Origin of the sequence: Desulfatitalea alkaliphila, from assembly GCF_022968795.1 — a bacterium.
Taxonomy (GTDB): Bacteria; Desulfobacterota; Desulfobacteria; order Desulfobacterales; family Desulfosarcinaceae; genus Desulfatitalea; species Desulfatitalea alkaliphila.
Genome location: NZ_JALJRB010000040.1, coordinates 1 through 19,826, shown reverse-complemented (window position 1 = coordinate 19,826; position 19,826 = coordinate 1). Strand labels below are relative to the sequence as shown.

Sequence of the window (19,826 nt, the reverse complement as noted above, 5' to 3'; positions counted from 1 at the left end):
GTTACCCTATGGGATACGAGCATGAAAAATCCGGCTTTACCGACAAATATCAGTATCGTTCGTGGTTGAGCATTGAGGGTTTAGGGGTGGTCGAGCCTGAGAGAGGCAAGCCAATACCCTTCAACCCCCGATGGTACCGGGCATGGGAAGCGGAGTTATATCGCCAGGCAGTTCTTAGAACCGGACAGAAAAAATGGAATTTATGCCGTTTTGGCTCTGATCCAGACGGAAAACTTACGCGCGGCGATTATCGAAAGACACTGGGTGCGTTGCGCGATGCCAGCAGGCAAGCCCTCGATGGTGCTGGGATTCGCAAAGGAGGTCGTATCTCGAACGACCAATTGGCAATGGTCTATTTTGATTTTTGGGGTCAGACTTCATATCTCGAGAGGGTCCACAGCTGGCGCGATGGCTTCAGTCTCGATGTCATTCCGAAGGATCTGCTGAGAGATCACTTCATCAGCAGTTTTTCCTGCAAGATACGAGGGGAACGCCAGTCCTTCGTCGAAGGATTGGAGGTGGCCTCCGACCTGCTGGATACGGGAGAAATGGACGCCGTCTTACTTGGAGGTCTGTTCCGCTTTTATCCGACGCTAGGTTTCGGCGAAGCTCTGGAGAATGCCGCAGCGGAGCGTCAGTGGTCAGGATCCTCAGGCATTCACGACGCCATGATCGTCGAACGCGCGGCTTTCGTAGTCGTGACCAGGGGTCGCAGCGCTATGCAAAAGTGCAGGCGCAGAACGGAAAACAGACCAAAACAGGTCATAAGCATTCCCGTGCCACCAGTTCATTTAAGTGCATCAGATTCAAGAGACACCCCACTGGATCGACTTTGTAAGGCTTGGCAAGACGTTTCGGGAGAAACCAGCCCAACAGTCTATGGGGGCATGTATCCATCCAGCCAAATCGAACGGATTGAATCTGAGGCGGCGGCATCAATAGCTGGAGGAATACCTTATGAAAATATTTGCCAGCGCTTTGGCGACAGTGGGTGCATTAATCCCTTTCTGGCACTGCTGAGATTGTTTCAGCAGAAATCAACCTCGCGGCCCTCCCCTGTTGCCGGCCTGCTATCGATTGCCGGAAGCAATGGAGATACTACAGTTCTCAAGATTTTGCGGGAAGATGCATTTTGATTCGATTTTATCGAAAGGTGACAAAATGAATGATCGACCTCCCCTTGTGCTGATCACAGGTGCTGGTCGTGGTATCGGTTCAGCTTTCGCCAAGAAGTTTATGGACGACGGTGCCGATGTGGCCTTGAATTTCCGCCGTTCCGAAGGCAAAGCCGCTGCAAATATCGAAAGGCTTTTAGCGCGCGCGGAGCGCTTGGGCGTTCGTGCCTACCGGGCCAAGGCAGATATTTCCGAACCGCGCGAAGTTGCCCGGATGGTCAACACGCTTCAGGAAGAAGGCGTCTCCCGAATTGATCACTTAATGCTCAATGCTGCCAGTGCACCCTTTAAGCCTTTTTCCCAGATGACGAATAGAGATTGGAAAATTCTTTTTGGGACAAACTTGATCGGCAATATGACCTGCGTCAATCACGTTAAACCGCTGATGCCGCCCGGTTCGACAATTTGCGCAATCTCCAGCCTGGGCAGCCGGCGTGCACTTTTCTCATATCCGCTTGGCATCGTGAAATCTGCGCTGGAAAACCTGGTTCGGTACCTGGAGGCGGAATTATATTCGGCGGATATTCGCGTAAATGGCATATGTGCCGGGTTGGTCAATACCGATATGCTACCATTTCTGAACAAGCTTTGGCCCGATCTGTTTGCGCGGTACGAAGCGCAAGACAGGCGCTGGCTCATCGAGCCTGAAGAAATTGCAAACATAGCGGCTTTTCTGGCATCTCCGTTGTCATCTGCAATACGGGGGGAGATTGTCATGGCCGATGGCGGGATGTTGGCCAGTGCATGGATTTGAAACTTAATATGAATAGTGCCAGTCCAGAAACAGGCAAATTTGGTTGAGATCAAGGCACGAAAAATTGAACCGGAGGCATATGGTTGATATTCCGAGGATTCAATTTTTTCAGCAACGAAGATATCGGGCAAATTGACCATTTATGGATGGACACTGAGTAATATAAGAATGCTATGATGGATACGAAACCCCCTGAAAAAATGCTTTCTGAAGAAAAGGCTGAAGTAACGTCCAAAAACAGAATATTGGCCATCGATCGGCTGCGGAGCATCGCCATTTTGTTCGTTGCCCTGCACCATTCTATCATTCCTTATTGCAAAAGAGGGATTCCCTGGTGGTATGTTCAGGATACGAAGGGTGTCATCTGGTTCGATATAATAATACTGCTGAACGACACCTTCATGATGCCCATTCTTTTCTTTGTCTCCGGGTACTTGCTCTCCTTTTCATGGCACCGCCAGCCACGGCCCTTTCTCGTGGCGAAAGCCAAGCGACTTCTGCTGCCGCTTTTTGTGGGCGTAGGTGTCTTAGGCCCAATCATCGCATATGTTCATGCAATCGGTGGTGAGGATGGACCGATGAGCTATTTGCATTTCTGGATATTCGAGTATTTAGCCCGCCAGCTTGAACACTTTCACTACTGGTTTTTGGGAGTGCTTTTCCTGTTCATGGCATTCGCTCGACTTGGTCGTTCCTGGCTTGTCTCCCAGGCCGAGAATTGCCAATTCTTTCAGCACCTGGGATGCATGAGACTGTCCTGGCTTTATCTTTACATGCTCCTTCTCGGATTTTTGTCTCTGCTCATCTCCGTCCTTTATCCATTCGAAGGTTGGATCAATCTCTCTGGTTTATTTGTATGCCAACCCTCGCGGATACCTTTTTACGGCGGCTTCTTTCTGCTTGGTTTGTTCGTCGCAAAAAGTCCATGGGACCCCAGTAAGGCCTCGTCCCTGCCTGTCCTGCACCTAATAATACCAGTGGCGGTTTTACTCAGCATTTCGCTTGTCGCGATCCGAGCACCGGGCGTCCTGCCCGGGAATGTTCAGTTTTTCCTGAGCGCCCTCTTATATCCGGCGGTCGGTGCGTCCTGGTTTTTAATTCTCGTGCGGGTGGCACAGGCGCTGGACCGACTACCTCACCGTTTCCGCATCAGTCGGGCATCTTACGGTATCTACCTGTTGCATTTGCCGATTTTGGTAGTTTTACAGTACCTAGTGATCAACCAACCAATCGATCCTGCGATAAAGGCGTTTTCGCTGGGAATTTTGGCTGTCGTTGCCAGCTACATGTTAACCCATTTGCTCCTCCGCTTGCCGGGTGTAGGTGGCGTGCTGTAAAACAAGGCGGTCAAAAAGCGGATGCTCCGAAAAATATAATATTACCATCGCCATACGAGATAAAAGTCGGCGGTGGCGATATAGTTTAGGAAAAACGAAGCCCAAATGTGGCCGAATTTCAATTTTCCCACAAGTGCACCCTTTGCGGTGGGATGAAAAGGCTCGATGTACATATCTCTTTTGAAACTGAGTCCGGGAGTATCTGCCACTTTATAAAGGGTTTCCTTGGCACACCAGATGATACTGCAGATTTGTTCATCCTGGCAGGCCCTTAACATATAATAGCGTTCCTGGTCGCTTATAAATCGTGGTGCGATCCGGGCGATACGTTGTGAAGAATACTCGATATCGATGCCCGCGGGCTTACTGCCAGTCACCAAAACTGCTGCAAACCCCTTCGTATGTGAAATACTTATATGATTCGCCTTCGATGGTAGGAGAGGTTTTCCATTGGGGTTATAAGCGACGCATGGAACGCATTGTGTGAGATGCTGCAACAGGATACGCGATGCGATCCATTCGAGTCGCTTCTCCCTGCATAAGATAGTATCCAGTTGCCGATGCATTTGTTCGCTGAATGTAAGCATTCTCGACAATTCCGTCTCATTTTCCACTATTTTCCAAACAGCCAAAACGTCTTGATTATTCACCTTTTTCAGCAAAAGAGGCATTATACCTCCATTTTTCGCATCTTAAGTCAGTTGCGTGCCAACCAAGCTAACCAGGAACTTAACATAGAATTGGATCGAATTTAAGGGTCTCTTAAAAAGAGAAGCATCGGCGACGGATGTCGCCCAATAGCTCCGGGACACCGGTGGGATGTCAGATGTCGCTGCCGCCGTTCCACCCGACCTTCTTTCCGCCTGCGGGCTCCTATTCCATGCCGATGGATCTGCTAGTAAACATGGAAGGCATGATGTAATCGGGCCCTTCGGAGTGGAATGTGACGACGTTTCCGACAGTGCCACAGAGTTCGTATTTGATGTTGATTTCTTATATGACCAGTGCGGTGCCATTGAGCGTGGCCGCGTTCAATACGAACAGCCGGCGCTCCATGTGGCGTGTGCTTGCGGGGCGATCAACCGCCCCCCCGACTCCGGAAGGTGGCCGAGGCGGTCTAACGAGGGGTCGTCTTCAATGAAACACAGTAACTGCGATCGCGTGTGGGCGCGAGGGCCTTTGGTGGGGCCCCCGGCCCACGGGCTCAGCATTGAAGGGGATCACCATGAGGCATGTGCCTCGAGCTATGAACCGACTTTGAGCTTGACAGGGTCTCCCGGTTGTTCGAACGACGGGGTCCACCGCATGATTTTTAATCCAACAAGTCAAAGCGGTTAGCAAACCATAAAGGTTAACCGGCGCTAACAAGGTCTGCAATCCGTTGATCTTTTTCGTGCCATAGTTGGTTGAGCCAGGTTTGAAATTTTTCGCGGAAGTGGTGGTCGGTGGCGTAGTCGCCGATGAGGTCGGCGGTTACGGGCAGGGAGCGGATGTGGATTTTGGCTTGTTGGATTTTGCCGCAGAGGAAGGCCCAGAAGGTGCGGGGGCCTTCGGAGTAGATGATGGTGACGTCGAGGATGCGGTGGATGCGTCCTTCCATGGCTTGGAGCACGAAGGCCACGCCGCCGGCTTTGGCTTTTAGCAGGTGGTTGTAGGGGCTTTGCTGCATGGTGCGTTTGGCCTGGGAGAAGCGGCTGCCTTCGACGAAGTTCATGATGGAGATGGGCAGGGTTTTGAATTTTTCGCAGGCCTTGCGTGTGATTTCCAGGTCGATGCCGCGCAGGTGGGGTTTTTTTGCCAGCAGGCGCTCGGAGTAGCGTTTGATGAAGGGGAAGTCCAGGGCCCACCAGGCTTGTCCCATGATGGGAAACCAGAACAGCTCTTTTTTAATGAAGAATTTGAGGAACGGAATGCGGCGGTTGAAGATGCGCTGCAGGAGCAGGATGTCCACCCACGATTGGTGGTTGGAGAGCACCAGGTACCATTCGGCGTGTTTCAGGTCTTCGAGGCCTTGCACTTGGAGTTGGGTGCGGCCGGTGATGCGTTGGTTGAGGTTGTTGAAGCTGATCCAGTGTTCGGCGATGCTGTTGGCGACCCGCCCGCAGAAGCGGCGCCAGGTGTTGATGGGAATGAGGATGCGGGCCAGCACCACGGGAAATAGCAGGGATACCCAGAAGAGGGTGTTGAGCAGGTACAGTATAAGGGAAAGCGCGCCGCGCGCCGGCCCCGGCAAAAATTGGATCATGTTGTCGGATCCTCCTGGGGATTGGGATGGCCGGGCCGGCAAATCGAGATCCGGCACAGGGTTGCGTAATATTGCAATCGGGGGGGGGAAGTCAAGGCGTTGGTGGGTTAAGAGATAGTTCAATGATAGTTTTGAGATAGTTTAAAGTTTAAAGTTTAAAGTTTAAAGCAAGGAATTCTGCCGGTTAGATGTGGGTGAGGGTGTTGCGTTTGTTGGGTTGTATTGGTAGGGTTGATTTGGTTTGGGGTGGTTGTTTTCCGCGATCCAATAAATTTAAATCAACAGCATTCCTTCAACTTAAAACTTAAAACTGCTTATGGACCCAACAACCCAACAAACCCCGAGCCCTATCCGCATCGCCGCCGCAACCACTCCATCCCCGACAAACGCCATTCAAGCCAACCTGCAACGCACCATCCACTGGACCCACAAAGCCAAAACCGCCGGCGCAACCGTCGTCTGCTTCCCCGAACTCAACATCACCGGCTACAACCCTCGCGACCCCCGGCGCACCGCATCCCTGGCCCAATCCATCCCCGGCCCCGTTACCGACCAACTCAGAAACCTGGCCGCCGACACCGGCCTCATCATCCTCGCCGGCATGACCGAACACAACCCCGCCGGCTTGCCTTACGCCACCCACTGCGTCCTGCACCCCGACGGCCGCATCGAGCGCTACCGCAAACTGCACATCGCTCCACCCGAAAAGCAGTGCTTCCAAGCCGGAGACACCATCCCCGTCTTCCACGCACCCACCGCCACCTTCGGCATCCAGCTCTGCTACGACGCCCACTTCCCCGAACTCGCCACCGCCATGACCGCCCGGGGCGCCACCATCCTTTTCATGCCCCACGCCTCACCCCACGGCGATCCCATCACCAAAAACCGCTCCTGGCAACGCCACCTCCCCGCCCGCGCCTTCGACAACAGCATCTTCATCGTCGCCTGCAACCAGGCCGGCGACAACAATTCCGGCCTTACCTTCCCCGGCAACGCCCTCATCCTAGGCCCCGACGGCCACCCCATCGCCCAAAAAGAAACCTGCGAAGAGGGCATCCTCATCGCCGATCTCAAAATCGAAACCCTGCAAGCCGTGCGCAACCACCCCATGCGCCACTTCTTCCCCAACCGCCGCCCCGAGCTCTACACCAAATAAGGGGTTCAACAAATAACAACCACCGCGCCGACAACCGCGGAAATCAATCCCTTTTCAGCGAAAAGACCAACCCCGCCTCACTTCACGAAAAAAATAATGCTCTCCAACGGCACTCCGTCCGCCGACAAAATCTCCACCATCCACTCCCCGGCCATATCCGGATCCATACCCTTGGCACTCCAGGTCCGCCAATTGGGCGACCGCACCGGCAACTCCACCGAAGCCTGCAAAGCCCCTTTGTAATACCAATTGTGGGTCACAAAAGTATCGCCCATCGCCCCCACCACGCGGCTCCAACAATACAACTGGGGCACCTGCCGATCAAACACCTCCCCGGTGGCCACAGGCGTCCGATCCACCACAGCCTGGCAAATCGCCGCCGCCGCCACTCGAACACCAGGCTCCTCATCGGCGCCAACAGCAGCCACACTACCTATAAAAACGATCATGCCAATCAAAAACCACCGAATCATGGAGACCTCCGTAAGAGTTTTAAGTTTTAAGTGTTAAGTTTTAAGTTAATAAATTCTGTCGATTAGATAGTGTTGGGTTGTTTTTTTTCATAGTTTGTAGCGCCAGGGTTTTGGGGGGCCGGATAGGATTCGTTTGCGTTTGTTGACGCAGGTGATGCAGTTGCAGCCGTTGGTTAGGGGGTGGGGTCCTCTTTTGTGGGCGAGCTGCATGGAGGCGTCGATCATTTCAAGGATGAGGCGCCTTTGGGCGGCTTGTCGTTTTTCGATTTCGGGTGTTGCGGGCATGTTTTGTCCTTTCCTGATGAGAGGTTAGGGCAGTAGGGGCGATAGGAGTTGGGTCATGCCGAAGCGCTGGGCGAATTGGCGTATCCGTTCAAGGTTCAGGGGGGTGAAGGCATGGTGGATCAGACCGGCGGCGTCTGCTTTGATCAGGGTGGACAGGTCGGCGCCGTCGTGCATTCGGCGGTCCCTGTTGTTGGCCATGGCCATGAGTTTGAGTATGGCGTAGTCGGTGGGTTGGACGACGGGTATGCGGCCCAGCATTTCGTCCTGGATGATCACACTGTCTGACAACATCGCACGTCCTTCAGCGGTTTGCATGAGCAGGAAATCCACCTGACCGGCTTTCGGGTCCAGCGCTTCAAACTGGGCGAAAAAATCGGTTTGATGGTAGCAATGATATCCCAGGTTTTGCATGCTGGACAAGAGCGATTCGATGTGACGCGCGTCGGATATCAGATCGATGTCGGCGGTGTAGCGCGGGATGCCGTAGAACCCCAGTGCCATGGCGCCGATCATGGCATGTGGTATGGCGGCCTTGGTGAGCGTGTCGCAGAGTTGGGTTACCACATTTTGCAGGTGAGGGTTGGTTGGGTTCATAATCAGTTTAAAGTGTTAGGGCCCTGGCGGGCAGTTTAAAGTTTTAAGTTAATGAATTCTGTCGATTAGATGTGTGTTGGGTTCATTTTTTCATAGGTCGAATTGGGCTCGGATTTTGAATAGTTTGGTTGCTGGGAGGTTGAGGATTGTTTGGATTTTGGTTTCGGCTTTGATTTGGTTGAGGTTATGGGTGATTTCTTCGCGGGAGCGGGCGATGAAGGTGAACCAGACGTTGAAGCGGTTGTCGCGTTGGTAGTTGTGGGTGACGCCAGGGTAGCGGTTGACGACTTGGGCGAAGTGGTCGACCTGGTCTTCAGGGACTTGGGCGGCGCAGAGGGTGCTGACGAAGCCCACTTTGTCGGGGACGAAGTTGCCGCCGATGCGGCGGATGATGCCGTTGGCCTTGAGGGCTTGGACGCGTGCGATGACCTGGTCTTCGGTGAGGTTCAGCTCTTGGGCGATGACCTGGTAGGGACGCGGGGCGATGGGGAAGTCGGACTGGATGCGGTTGAGGATGGCTTTGTCGGTGTCGTCCAGGGGCATGGTGGTTGTCTCCTGTGGCGGTCAGGCGATGGTGATGTTGATTTTACGGGTGCGCGGTCCGTCGAATTCGCAGAAAAAGATGCCTTGCCAGGTGCCGAGCTGCAGGCGGCCGTCGGCCAGGGCGATGGTCTGGGCGCTGCCCATGAGGGAGGCTTTGATGTGGGCCGGCGAGTTGCCTTCCAGGTGGCGGTAGGGGGCTTTCCAGGGGACCATCTGGTTGAGCACCATGAGGATGTCCTCCCGCACGGTGGGGTCGGCGTTTTCGTTGATGGTGACGCCGGCGGTGGTGTGGGGGACGTAGACGTGGCAGAGGCCGTTGGGGGTACCGTGTTTTTCGAGGGCGGCCTGTATCTTGTCGGTGATGTCGATCAGCTCGGTTCGGGCGGTGGTTTTGATGGTGATTTGCATGGTGTCGCCGGGGCGTTGCCCCGCCTCCTGAGGGGGTTGGCGGCGCGGCCTCTGGTTGGTGTTGCCCGGGTGCCGCTCTCGGTCGTCCGCATGCGCTTTAAAAACAAAGGCTCCGCCGCGGGGGCGGCAGAGCCTTCGGATTGCGATCTGGTATGGATGGCTTAGACGCAGCCGGTCGGTTTGGGCAGCCCTGCCATTTTACAGGCCCCTTTGCCCGGTCCGGACGGAAACAGCTCGTAGATGTGTTTCAGTTTGAAGCCGGTGACCTTGGACAGCACGCGCACCATGGGGGCGATGCCGTTCTTCTCATAGTACTCGCGCAACACATCGATCACCTTCTTGTGCTCGTCGTTCAGTTCATCGATGCCTTCCTGCTGCTTGACGTACTGGACCCACTCTTCGGACCAGTTCTTGTAGTCATCGATGAAACCGTCTTCGTCCACGTTGAAACTTTTACCACCAAATTCGACAGTCGGCATTTAATACCCTCCTTTACCAAATTGATATGATTTCCGGCCTGACAGCCTGTGCAATTCCCGGATTATGAAAGAAAGTTTAATAACGAATTGCCATGTGATTGTCAATATGAAAAAGGCGGCCTCCGCAGAGGCCGGTTGTGTTCAGTACTCCCGCGGCGTCTGGTTGATCTGGTTCAGGGTGAAGACCGGGCCGTCCTTGCACACCAGTTCGCGCCCGATGCCGCAGCGGCCGCACATGCCGATGCCGCACTTCATGCGGTTTTCCAGGGAGAGGATGATGTGGTCGTGATCGTAGCCCAGTTTTTCCAGCACCGGTTGGGTGAACTTGATCATGATGGGCGGGCCGCAGACGATGGCGTAGCTGTCGGGGTCGCCCTGGGGCGCCTTTTGCTCGGTGATGGGGGGCACGAAGCCGACGTTGTATTTCCAGTCGGGGTCGTCGGTGCCGTCCACGGTGATGTGCATGTTCAGGTCGTCGCGCTTTTCCCACTCGATCAGCTCGTCCTTGTAGAGCAGCATGCCGGGCGAGCGGGCGCCGTAGACCACGGTGATGTCCTTGAACTTGGGACGGTTGGCCGGGTCGAGCATGTAGATGATGGACGAGCGCAGGGTGGTGAAGGCGAAGCCGCCGCCCACGATCAGCACGTTCTTGCCTTCCAGGGTTTCCCAGGGATACCAGTTGCCCAGGGGGCCCCGCACGCCCATGATGTCGCCCACTTGCATGTTGTGCAGGTGGGAGGTGACCACGCCGGCCTTGTTGACGGTGAACTTGATGAAGCCTTTTTCCACCGGCGAGGAGGCGATGCCGATGGGGATTTCGCCCACGCCGGCGATGGACAGTTCGGCGAACTGGCCCGCCTTGTAGGCGGCGAACTTGGCTTCGTCGTCGGGGTTGAGAAAGACGAACTTGAAGGTTTTGAGGCTGCGGTCTTCGCTTTCGACGGTGATGTCGTCAATGCGCACCGGATATGGCAGATATGGATTGTCCACGAGTTCCTCCCTTGATGGGGTGCTTTGGGTGCTGTGTGCGGCCATGGTCATGATCAGCCCTCCTGCACCGCGCACCTGGCGTCCTGTCCGACGCGGTTCATCAGCGCGCTTGCTCGGCGAATGTCGATGTTGACGGGGCATTGGTTCACGCAGCGGCCGCAGCCGACGCACATGATGCCCTGGTCGTATTTATCGACGAAATATTTGAGTTTGTGCATGAACCGCTGGCGCACCCGGTGGATCTTGGTGTCCCGGGGGTTGTGGCCGGTGGTGTGGACGGTGAAGATGGGGAACATGCAGCTGTCCCAGTTGCGCATGCGCACGCCTTGGCCGCGGGAGGTTTCGTCCTGGATGTCGAAGCACCAGCAGGTGGGGCAGGTGAAGGTGCAGGTGCCGCAGTTGATGCAGGCAAAGGCCACATCTTCCCAAAAATCGGCGTTGTAGAGGGCCATGGTGTCGGCGCCGCGCAGGTGCTCGGTTTCGATTTTGGCCGTGATGCGCGCTTGGGCAGCCGATTTGGCCTTGTCGATGGCGGCGGCGCCGTCGGTTTCAGCGGTGAAGCCGGCGGCCTGCAGCCACTGGGTGCCCTTGTCGGTCAGGGCCTTGGCCAGGTAGTGCTCCGGCTGGTCCACCAGCAGCACGTCCAGCCCCTGCTCGTCAAAGGGGCCGCTGCCGGCCGTGGTGCAGAAGCAGGTGGCGCACGGTGCGTCGCAGGCCAGGCCCACGAAGGTGGTGGCGTTGTACAGGTTGAGCCAGTAGGGATCCTTGTATTCGTCGGTGTCGAAATTCATCTTCACCAGTGCAAGGGCCTTGGCGTCGCAGGGGCGGATGCCGATCACCGCCCGGGGGCCGTAATCCTTGTCCGCCTCTTTCATGATGCCGCACTCGGGATCGTTCTTGTCCATGGTGTAGGTCAGCATCACTTCCGACTGGGGAAAGGCCAGGCCTTTGGGGGAGAGCCGGCTGTTCTGGAAATCCAGGTCGGGCGCCTGGCCCGGGGCCAGCTCCTGGAAGCTGTGGTAGCCCTTCTCCGCCACGGGCCCGATCAGCCGCATGGATTGGCGTGCCTTTTCGAGACCTTCAGCCCACTGGCTTTTTTCTATTTTAATGACCTTCATAGTATGCCTTCTGTGGTTTATTTAATGAAGTTTTCAGGGTCGTTGGCCTGGTAGCTGTCCAGTGCGGGGCGTTTGTCCAGCGAAAGTCCGGCTTCCCAGTCGTACAGCTCCTTGCAGTCCTTGTTGAGCTTCTTGGTCAGCAGGCGCATGTTGATGCCCACCGGGCAGGCCCGCTCGCAGGCGCCGCAGTCGGTGCAGCGGCCGGCGCAGTGGTAGGCACGCAGGAAGTGGAAGGTGCGCACATCCATGGCGTCCTGGCCTTTGCCCACCCACTGGGGCTTGGACTCGTCCACGAAGCAGGTGGGGCAGTAGCACAGCGGGCAGGCGTTGCGGCAGGCGTAGCAGCGGATGCAGGGGTCCAGCAAGTCGTCGAAATAGGCCCAGCGTTCTTCCAGGTCCATGGCATCGATGGCGGCCACGTCGGCGTAGGGGTCCACGTCGGTCTGCTCGGGGACCGGGTCGGCGATCATTTCGTCGTGGATCACCGGGTTGCGGTGGGTGCAGACGCTGCAGTTCTGCTGCATCACCTCGGCCTTGGCGAATTGCTTCTCGCCGGCGGCGGTCTTGACGGTGATCGTGTCGCCGTTTTCGGTCACTTCCAGGATTTCGCCTTCGGTGGCGGCGGCGATCTTGCGCTTGTCGATCATGCCCAGGCAGGGCACGCCGATGACCGTGAGCTGGTCGCGCTGCACCTTGTTCTCCAGGATGTGGGTCACGATGTTGCGCGAGTCGCACCCTTTGGCGAAGATGCCGATCTTTTCCTTGCGGTTGGTCAGGTAGTTGGCCAGGTTGATGCCGCAGTTGCTGTCCCAGACCAGTTGATCCGCATCTTCGGGTTTGCGCACCAGGCAAGGCTCGTTCATCATGGGCCGGCTGCCCCGGCGAAAGCCGATGACCAGCTCCACTTTGCACTCCTGGAGCAGGCGGCGGGCCGTTTCCCTCATTGTATCAGTGTATGTCGACATTTCAGGCTACCTTGGCCGCTTGTTTGACGAAGCGTTGGTTGGGGCCTATGGCTTTGACCTTGGCCGTAATTTTGTTGACAACCTCGACGAACTTGGTGGACTCGGCCGAGCTGATCCAGGAGAAGTGGATGCGGTCGGGCTCGACGCCCATGAATTCGAGCAGGTTTTTCATCATGACGAACTTGCGACGGGCATAGTAATTACCTTCCAGGTAATGGCATTCGCCCGGATGTCACCCGGACACCCAGACCGCGTCGGCGCCTTCGCGCAGCGCGGCCAGGGCGAACTTGGGGCTCATGCGCCCGGTGCAGGGGATGCGCACGACCCGGATGTTGGGCGCGTACTGCATGCGGCTGACGCCGGCCAGGTCGGCGGCGCCGTAACTGCACCAGTTGCACAGAAAGCTGACGATTTTAGGTTCCCATTCGCTCATATCCGTTACTCCATTGATGTGGTATGTGAATATTCCGTTTCACCGGCTTGCGCGCCGGTGGTTAATCCCAATTGACCGCCGATATTTGGGCGAAAATCTGGTTGTTGTCAAACCCTTTGAGGTGGATGGCCCCCGAGCGGCACGAGGCCACGCACAGGCCGCACCCTTTGCAGAGCACCGGGTTGACCTGGGCCTTGCCGGCGTGCATGCGGGCATCGGCGTCGATGAACGACGGCGCCGAGTAGGGGCAGATGGAGACGCACACCCCGCAGCTGCTGCACATCATGGGATCCACCTGGGCCACCTGGCCGCTGGTGTGGACCGTTTCGCGGGCCAGCAGGGTGACCGCCCGGCTGGCGGCGGCGCGGCCCTGGACGATGGCTTCGTCGATGGGCTTGGGATAGTGGGCCAGGCCGCAGAGGAAGACGCCGTCGGTGGCGAATTCCGAGGGACCGAGCTTGGCGTGCTTTTCCACGAAGAAGCCGTCGTCGTTGAGCGGTACTTTGAAAAAGTTGGCCAGGGCGTCGTCCTTGTTGGGGATCACGGCGGTGGCCAGGGTCAACAGGTCGGCGTCGATCTGCAACGGGATGCCCAGCACGTGGTCGGTGACGGTGATTTGCACTTTGCCGTCGACCAGCGCCACTTCGGGTTTCTGCGCCAGGTTGTAGCGGATGAAGATCACGCCCTTTTCGCGGGCCTCTTTGTAGATGTACTCCCGCTCGCCATAGGTGCGGATGTCCCGGTAGAGGATGTAGACGTTCATTTCCGGGTTGCGTTTTTTCAGCTCCAGGGCGTTGTCGATGCTGTGGGTGCAGCACACCCGCGAGCAATAGGGCCGCTGGGGTTCCCGCGATCCCACGCACTGGATGAAAACGGCGCTCTTGGCCCGGGCCAGGGCGGGATCGTCGGCCATCATCATTTTGTCCAGCTCCAGGCTGGTCATGATGCGCGGATCCTGGCCGCAGCCGTATTCGTCGGTCTGCAGGGCCGCGCCACCGGTGGCGACCACCGCCACGCCGTGCTCGATCTCCTGCTGATTGCCGTTGTTGCTCAGGGTGGACTTGAAGTTGCCCACGAAGCCGTCCACGGCGCTGAGCTGGGTGTTCAGGTGCACCTGGATTTTGGGATGGCTCGACACGTCGCCGATCAGGGCGCCCAGTTTGTCGGCCACCAGATCGCCGCTGATGGTCTTGTACAGGTTGTGGGCCTGGCCGCCGAGTTGCTCGCCGCGTTCGACGATGTGGGTCTCGTAGCCCTGCTGGGCCAGGCTGCGGGCCGCGGTCATGCCGGCGATGCCGCCGCCGATGACCAGGGCGGTGGGATTGACCTGCAGTTCGGTCTCTTCCAGGGGCTGGGCCAGGGCCACCTTGGTGACGGCCATGCGCACCAGGTCCTTGGCCTTCTTGGTGGCCAGCTCGGGGTTGTTCTTGTGCACCCAGGAGTCGTGGTTGCGGATGTTGGCCATTTCGAACAGGTATTTGTTGAGCCCGGCCTTGAGCAAGGTCTCCTGGAACAGGGGCTCGTGGGTCTTGGGCGTACAGGCGGCCACCACCACGCGGTTGAGCTTTTTCTGCTTGATGATCTGGCTCATGTTGTCCTGCGTGTCCTGGGAGCAGGAGTAGAGGTTGTCGGCGGCGAATTCCACGTAGGGCAGGGTGGCGGCGTATTCGGCCACCGAGGGCACGTCCACCACGCCGGCGATGTTGATGCCGCAGCGGCAGACGAAGACGCCGACGCGGGGCCGCTCGCCGATGACGTTGGTTTGGGGCACCACTTCGGGTTTGCGGGTGGCGGTGTTGCGCGCGCCTGCCAGGATCTCACCGGCGGCGGAGGCGGCGGCGCTGGCGTCGACCACCGATTGGGGGATGTCCTTGGGGCCCTGGAAGGCGCCGCAGACATAGATGCCCGGTTTGGAGGTGGCCACCGGCTCGAAGGTGTCGGTTTTGCAAAAGTTGCCCGGCGTCAGCTCGATGTCCAGCCGCTTGGCCATCTCCACCACTTCCGGCGAGGTCTCCAGGCCGATGGAGAGCACGATCATGTCGAACTGCTCCTGCTGCAGGTTGCCGGCATCGTCCACATAGCGCACGGACACCTCGTCGCTGTCCTTGACCGGGTCGATGGTGTGCACGCGGCTGCGCAGGAAGCGCACGCCCTTGTCCTGGGCGTTGTTGTAGAAACGTTCGAAGTCCTTGCCGTGGGTGCGCATGTCCATGTAGAAGATGGCGCAGTCCAGGTCGTCGCCGGCATGCTCCTTGGCGATCACGGCTTCCTTGATGGCGTACATGCAGCAGACCGAGGAGCAGTAGCTGTTGTCGCAGCGGTTCAGGTCGCGGGAGCCGACGCACTGGAACCAGGCGACCTTCTTGGGTTCCTTGTGGTCCGAGAGGCGCACCAGGTGACCGCCAGTGGGCCCGGAGGCCGAGAGCAGGCGCTCCATCTCCATGGAGGTGATCACGTTGGGATGGTTGGCGTAGTTGTAGGCGTCGAACTTGGACGGATCGAAGGGCTGAAAGCCGGGGGCCAGGATGATGGAGCCCACTTCCAGTTCGACCACTTCGTCTTCCATGGTGTGGTCGATGGCGTCGACGCCGCAGAACTCCACGCACACTTTACAGCCGCCGGTTTTGAAATGGACGCACACGTCGCGGTCGATGGCCGGCGTGTTGGGTACGGCCTGGGCGTAGGGCACGTAGACCGGCTTGCGGCCCTTGAGCCCCATGTCGTATTCCGAGGGGATCAGCTGCACGTTGCCCTTGCGGGTGATCTCCTCGCGGATCTTCTCCAGGGTGATGTGGCCGGTGGGGCACACCGAGGCGCAGGCGCCGCAGGCCAGGCAGACATCGGTCTGCAGGTGGAAGGGGGTGTCCACCTTCATCTCCACGCCGCGGCCGGTAAGGGCGATGGCGCTGTTGCCCATCTTCTCGCACATGCGCACGCAGAGCCCGCAGAGGATACAGGTGTCGTCCTCGGCCTTGAAGCGCGGCTTGTCAATGCCGTATTTGGCCGCAAGCTCCTGGAGCAGCGGCACTTCGGGGCAGCGGGCCAGCAGCAGTTCCACGATCAGCTTGCGGCCTTCATGCACCGACTCGGAGTCGGTTTGGACCTCCATGCCGTCCCAGATGGGGTAGTTGCAGGCGGTGACGAAGCGGCTGCGGCGGCCGTCGAACAGTTCGACGGTGCAGATGCGGCACATGCCGGCCGGCTCCAACGCCTTGTGGTGGCACAGGGTGGGGATGTCGACGCCGTACTTGTCGGCCACCTGCTTGATGTATTGCCCTTCTTCGCCCTGAACCGTCTGACCGTTTATCTTAAAAGTAACCATGATAAAGCTTTCCTTTATGGTTAGCGGATTTTGATTGCATCGAACTTGCACCCCTCGTAGCAGATGCCGCACTTGATGCACTTGCTCTGGTCGATGGTGTGCGGTTTTTTCTTTTCACCGGAGACCGCATCCTGGGGGCACTTGCGGAAGCAGACCTGGCAGCCGGTGCAGGCTTCGGCGTCGATTTCGTAATGAAACAGCGCCTTGCACACGCCGGCGGGACATTTCTTGTCCTGGATGTGTTTTTCATATTCGTCGCGGAAATACAAAATGGTGGTGAGCACCGGATTGGGCGCCGAGGTGCCCAGGCCGCAGAGGGAGAATTTCTGCACCATGGCACCCAACTCTTCGAGCAGCTCGATGTCCCCCTGCTTGCCGTTGCCCTGGCAGATGTCGGTGAGAATGTCGAGCATCTGCTTGATGCCTTCGCGGCAGGGGTTGCACTGGCCGCAGGACTCTTCCTTGAGAAAGTCGAGGAAGTAGCGGGCCACGTCCACCATGCAGGTGTCCTGGTCCATGACGATCATGCCGCCCGAGCCCATGATGGAGCCCACTTCGGCCAGTTTCTGATAGTCCACCGGCAGCTTCATGAAACGCTCGGGAATGCAGCCGCCCGACGGGCCGCCGGTCTGCACGGCCTTGAACGCCTTTTTCTTGGGTACGCCGCCGCCGATGTTGAATACGATATCGTTGAGGGAGATGCCCATGGGCACCTCCACCAGGCCGGTGTTGACCACTTTGCCGACCAGCGAGAACACCTTGGTGCCTTTGCTGTGCTCGGTGCCCATGCCGGCGTACCAGTCGGCCCCCTTGAGCAGGATGGCCGGTACGTTGGCGTAGGTTTCCACATTGTTCAGGTTGGTGGGGCTGTTGCGAAAGCCCTTTTCCACGGTGTGCACGTATTTGGCCCGCGGACGGCCGACGTTGCCTTCCAGGGAGGCCATCAGGGCGGTGGATTCGCCGCAGACGAAGGCGCCTGCGCCGGTGGAAATTTTGATGTGGAAGGAAAAATCGGAGTCGGCGATGTTGTCGCCCAGCAGGCCGTAGTCCTCGGCCTGCTTGATGGCGGTGATCAGCCGCTTGACCGCCAGGGGGTATTCGTTGCGCACATAGATGTAGCCCTGGCTGGAGCCGATGGCGTAGGCGGCGATGAGCATACCCTCCAGCACGCTGTGGGGGTCGCCTTCCAGGATGGAGCGGTCCATGTAGGCACCCGGATCCCCTTCGTCGGCATTGCAGATGATGTACCGATCACCGTGGTGCTTGGCGCAGGTGGCCCACTTGATGCCGGCGGGAAACCCGCCGCCGCCGCGGCCGCGCAGGCCCGACTGCTTGACCGCCTCGATGATCTCTTTGGGTTTGCGGCCCTGGATGGCCTCCACCAGTGCGAAGTAGCCCTTGCGGGCGATGTAGGCGTCGATGGCGTCCGGATCGATGTAGCCGCAGTTGCGCAGGGCGATTTTGACCTGCCCTTTATAAAAAGGGACATCCTCCAAAAAGGGGATGCCCTCGAAGTGTTCGACCTTGTCCACCGGATTCGGAAGGTCGTCGTCCATCAGGCTGCGCGGATCGCGCATCTGGCCCAGGATCCACTTCTTTTTGGCGGCGCCGCCGCGGTAGTCGTCGATGGCTTCGAGGATTTTGTCGGCCGTGATGTTCTTGTACATCACCCGCGGCTTGCCTTCGGCCATGATCTCCACAAGGGGCTCCATTTCGCAGAAACCGATGCAGCCGGTCTGACAGATGGTGACCGACGGGTCGTCCTTGAACGCTTCGGTCGCCTTTTCGAAGGCGTCCATGGCGCCGGCCGCGATACCGCAGGAGGCCATGCCCACGTTCACCTTCAGGCCCTTGGGCTGATAGAGGCTTGGGTTGTATTTATCTCTTATTTTTTCAAGGTCTTGTACGGACGCGATTTTCATGGGAAGTGCCTCGCTGTTGCCGTTATTCGTATTGATTCAGAATCTTTTCGACCTCATCGGAGGCGATGCGGCCGTGCATGTCCTCGTTGATCTTGATAACCGGCCCCAGGCTGCAGCAACCGATGCAGCGCACCGATTCCAAGGTGTAGCGGCCGTCCTCGGTGGTTTGCCCGTCCTGGATGTGCAGGGTGTCGACGAGACGCTCGCGAATACGCTCGCCGCCGCGCACATGGCAGGCGGTGCCCAGGCAGATGGAGATGATGTTGCGGCCGCGCGGCTCCAGGCTGAAAGTGGCGTAGAAGGTGGCCACGCCGTATATCTGGCTGTAAGGGACGCCGATTTTGGTGGCCAGATAGGTCAGGGTGGGTTTGGGCAGATAGTTGTACCGCCGCTGAATGGCCTGGAGGATCATGATCAGGTTTTCTCTGTCACTGCCGTACTCTTTGTCGATGATATCGTCCAACTCGCGGAAATCGACCTCTTCGGTGGTCGGATTTTGCGTGGTTGCTGCTTGGTTCATCTGTTTTGTCTCCCCCGCACGGCACACCATGTCATGGGTGTGCACCGGTTGGTTGGGTTGGCGGCCGCCAAGGCCGCCGGGGCGTCTGTGTGTGTCGCGGCGGCTCAGACCACCGCGGTTTGCACGACGGGGCAATTGTCCACGCAAGCCCCGCAACCGGTGCACAGATCCAGCTTGATGGTGCGTGCCCGCTTACGGACCTTGACCTTGAAATTGCCCGGTTTGCCCTTGACCTCTTCCAGATCCGCATAAGTGATCAACTCGATGTTCAGGTGCCGGCCGACCTCGACCAGTACAGGCGAGATGATTCACATCGCGCAGTCATTGGTGGGAAAGGTCTTGTCCAGTTGGGACATGACCCCGCCAATGGCCGGTGACTTTTCAAGGAGATAGACATAGTACCCGGAATTGGCCAGGTCCAGGGCGGCCTGCATGCCCGCGATGCCGCCGCCGACGACCAGAACGGAGCCGCTAATATCATTTGCCATGGGTTTGCCTCGCTTTGGTGATGGTTCCATGTGCGATCAAATCGCACCTTTGTTCAATGCAAAGGGTTTCATAACGCAAAACGGAACTTCTTTCAACGGTTGCGGGGGAAAATTCGGCGGGTGACAACCCGTGGGGGGTGTTGGCGGAGGTCATGGAAGGATTGCAAATAAACAGCGAACGGGTCTGCCTATCCGTAGGAAAACAAAGCGCGGCTACTGACCGGTGTCCTGTTTTCAGCTTTCTTTCCTGGCGCCATACCACCCCTGTCCCACACAACAAGTCGAATCAATGCAATGGTGAACCGATGCAATGGTGAACCGATTTTGCGCGACGAGACGCTAAACCTTCTAGATCCAAGGGAATTTCAGTATATGGTGGGGGGCGGGTTGTCAATAGGTAAGGCCCTGCGGGCCAGTTTTAAGTTTTACGTGTTAAGTTTTAAGTTGAAGGAATTCTGGCGGTTAGATTGTTTGTTGGGTTGGCTGGGCCCCCCGTAGGGGCACGGCATGCCGTGCCCGGGTTGTGCCGAGGGGCTTGTTCGGGCATGGCGTGCCGTGCCCCTACGCATCGGGGATCATAAGGATAATGATGGCATACAAATGATTTATGGCGATTACA

Annotated in this window: 19 protein-coding genes and 1 pseudogene; 4 read left to right on the top strand and 16 right to left on the bottom strand. The window is 57.7% G+C overall.

Annotation, left to right across the window (positions count from 1 at the left end; translation table 11 throughout):
- Window positions 1-8: 8 nt before the first annotated feature.
- From MRX98_RS20805 to MRX98_RS20795, 3 genes are all read left to right on the top strand, one after another.
- Window positions 9-1,136, top strand: coding sequence for a hypothetical protein (locus tag MRX98_RS20805; RefSeq protein ID WP_246914728.1), 1,128 nt, complete (start codon window positions 9-11; stop codon window positions 1,134-1,136).
- Window positions 1,137-1,161: 25 nt separating this feature from the next.
- On the top strand, window positions 1,162-1,929 hold the full coding sequence (locus tag MRX98_RS20800; protein ID WP_246914726.1) for an SDR family oxidoreductase: 768 nt from the start codon (window positions 1,162-1,164) through the stop codon (window positions 1,927-1,929).
- Between the two features lie 176 nt (window positions 1,930-2,105).
- Window positions 2,106-3,266 (top strand): acyltransferase family protein, encoded by a 1,161-nt coding sequence (locus tag MRX98_RS20795; protein WP_246914724.1) that lies wholly within the window; start codon window positions 2,106-2,108, stop codon window positions 3,264-3,266.
- Between the two features lie 41 nt (window positions 3,267-3,307).
- Here the strand turns inward: MRX98_RS20795 and MRX98_RS20790 are convergent, their stop codons facing one another.
- Together MRX98_RS20790 and MRX98_RS20785 are read right to left on the bottom strand one after the other, a co-directional pair.
- Entirely contained in the window at window positions 3,308-3,937 is a 630-nt protein-coding gene (locus tag MRX98_RS20790; RefSeq protein ID WP_246914722.1) for a 4'-phosphopantetheinyl transferase family protein, read from the bottom strand.
- Between the two features lie 680 nt (window positions 3,938-4,617).
- Window positions 4,618-5,511: an acyltransferase gene (locus MRX98_RS20785; RefSeq protein WP_246914720.1), complete on the bottom strand. Its 894-nt coding sequence runs from the start codon at window positions 5,509-5,511 to the stop codon at window positions 4,618-4,620.
- 316 nt (window positions 5,512-5,827) lie between these two features.
- Between MRX98_RS20785 and MRX98_RS20780 the strand changes: the two genes are divergently transcribed.
- Window positions 5,828-6,667: a nitrilase-related carbon-nitrogen hydrolase gene (locus MRX98_RS20780; protein ID WP_246914717.1), complete on the top strand. Its 840-nt coding sequence runs from the start codon at window positions 5,828-5,830 to the stop codon at window positions 6,665-6,667.
- Between the two features lie 77 nt (window positions 6,668-6,744).
- On the opposite strand, the gene MRX98_RS20775 is transcribed toward MRX98_RS20780, so the two are convergent.
- The 14 genes and pseudogenes from MRX98_RS20775 to MRX98_RS20710 all read right to left on the bottom strand — a co-directional run.
- The gene (locus tag MRX98_RS20775; RefSeq protein WP_246914714.1) at window positions 6,745-7,140 is read right to left on the bottom strand and encodes a DUF2914 domain-containing protein; all 396 of its coding nucleotides are present in this window, start codon (window positions 7,138-7,140) and stop codon (window positions 6,745-6,747) included.
- 87 nt (window positions 7,141-7,227) lie between these two features.
- Window positions 7,228-7,425 (bottom strand): hypothetical protein, encoded by a 198-nt coding sequence (locus MRX98_RS20770; protein ID WP_246914712.1) that lies wholly within the window; start codon window positions 7,423-7,425, stop codon window positions 7,228-7,230.
- A gap of 24 nt (window positions 7,426-7,449) precedes the next feature.
- Entirely contained in the window at window positions 7,450-8,019 is a 570-nt protein-coding gene (locus tag MRX98_RS20765; protein ID WP_246914710.1) for a hypothetical protein, read from the bottom strand.
- Window positions 8,020-8,109: 90 nt separating this feature from the next.
- Complete coding sequence (gene ahbA / locus MRX98_RS20760) at window positions 8,110-8,562, bottom strand: siroheme decarboxylase subunit alpha (protein ID WP_246914709.1); 453 nt, start codon at window positions 8,560-8,562, stop codon at window positions 8,110-8,112.
- 21 nt (window positions 8,563-8,583) lie between these two features.
- The gene (locus tag MRX98_RS20755) at window positions 8,584-8,970 is read right to left on the bottom strand and encodes a secondary thiamine-phosphate synthase enzyme YjbQ (protein WP_246914706.1); all 387 of its coding nucleotides are present in this window, start codon (window positions 8,968-8,970) and stop codon (window positions 8,584-8,586) included.
- A 161-nt stretch (window positions 8,971-9,131) separates the two neighbouring features.
- Window positions 9,132-9,449 carry a TusE/DsrC/DsvC family sulfur relay protein gene (locus tag MRX98_RS20750; RefSeq protein ID WP_246914703.1) on the bottom strand — a complete coding sequence of 106 codons (318 nt, stop codon included), beginning with the start codon at window positions 9,447-9,449 and terminating at the stop codon, window positions 9,132-9,134.
- Between the two features lie 141 nt (window positions 9,450-9,590).
- Entirely contained in the window at window positions 9,591-10,439 is an 849-nt protein-coding gene (locus MRX98_RS20745) for an FAD/NAD(P)-binding protein (protein WP_246914750.1), read from the bottom strand.
- A 53-nt stretch (window positions 10,440-10,492) separates the two neighbouring features.
- Entirely contained in the window at window positions 10,493-11,557 is a 1,065-nt protein-coding gene (locus MRX98_RS20740) for a 4Fe-4S dicluster domain-containing protein (RefSeq protein WP_246914700.1), read from the bottom strand.
- Window positions 11,558-11,574: 17 nt separating this feature from the next.
- Window positions 11,575-12,522, bottom strand: coding sequence for a 4Fe-4S dicluster domain-containing protein (locus tag MRX98_RS20735; RefSeq protein WP_246914697.1), 948 nt, complete (start codon window positions 12,520-12,522; stop codon window positions 11,575-11,577).
- A gap of 1 nt (window position 12,523) precedes the next feature.
- Window positions 12,524-12,955, bottom strand: coding sequence for a hydrogenase iron-sulfur subunit (locus tag MRX98_RS20730; RefSeq protein ID WP_246914694.1), 432 nt, complete (start codon window positions 12,953-12,955; stop codon window positions 12,524-12,526).
- Window positions 12,956-13,016: 61 nt separating this feature from the next.
- On the bottom strand, window positions 13,017-16,277 hold the full coding sequence (locus tag MRX98_RS20725; protein WP_246914692.1) for an FAD-dependent oxidoreductase: 3,261 nt from the start codon (window positions 16,275-16,277) through the stop codon (window positions 13,017-13,019).
- Window positions 16,278-16,297: 20 nt separating this feature from the next.
- Window positions 16,298-18,199, bottom strand: a complete 1,902-nt coding sequence (locus tag MRX98_RS20720; RefSeq protein WP_246914690.1) for an NADH-ubiquinone oxidoreductase-F iron-sulfur binding region domain-containing protein — start codon at window positions 18,197-18,199, stop codon at window positions 16,298-16,300.
- A gap of 22 nt (window positions 18,200-18,221) precedes the next feature.
- Window positions 18,222-18,719: an NADH-quinone oxidoreductase subunit NuoE gene (gene nuoE / locus MRX98_RS20715; RefSeq protein ID WP_246914687.1), complete on the bottom strand. Its 498-nt coding sequence runs from the start codon at window positions 18,717-18,719 to the stop codon at window positions 18,222-18,224.
- 125 nt (window positions 18,720-18,844) lie between these two features.
- Window positions 18,845-19,207 (bottom strand): annotated as a pseudogene (locus tag MRX98_RS20710) (FAD-dependent oxidoreductase); the annotation flags it as partial.
- Window positions 19,208-19,826 lie beyond the last annotated feature (619 nt).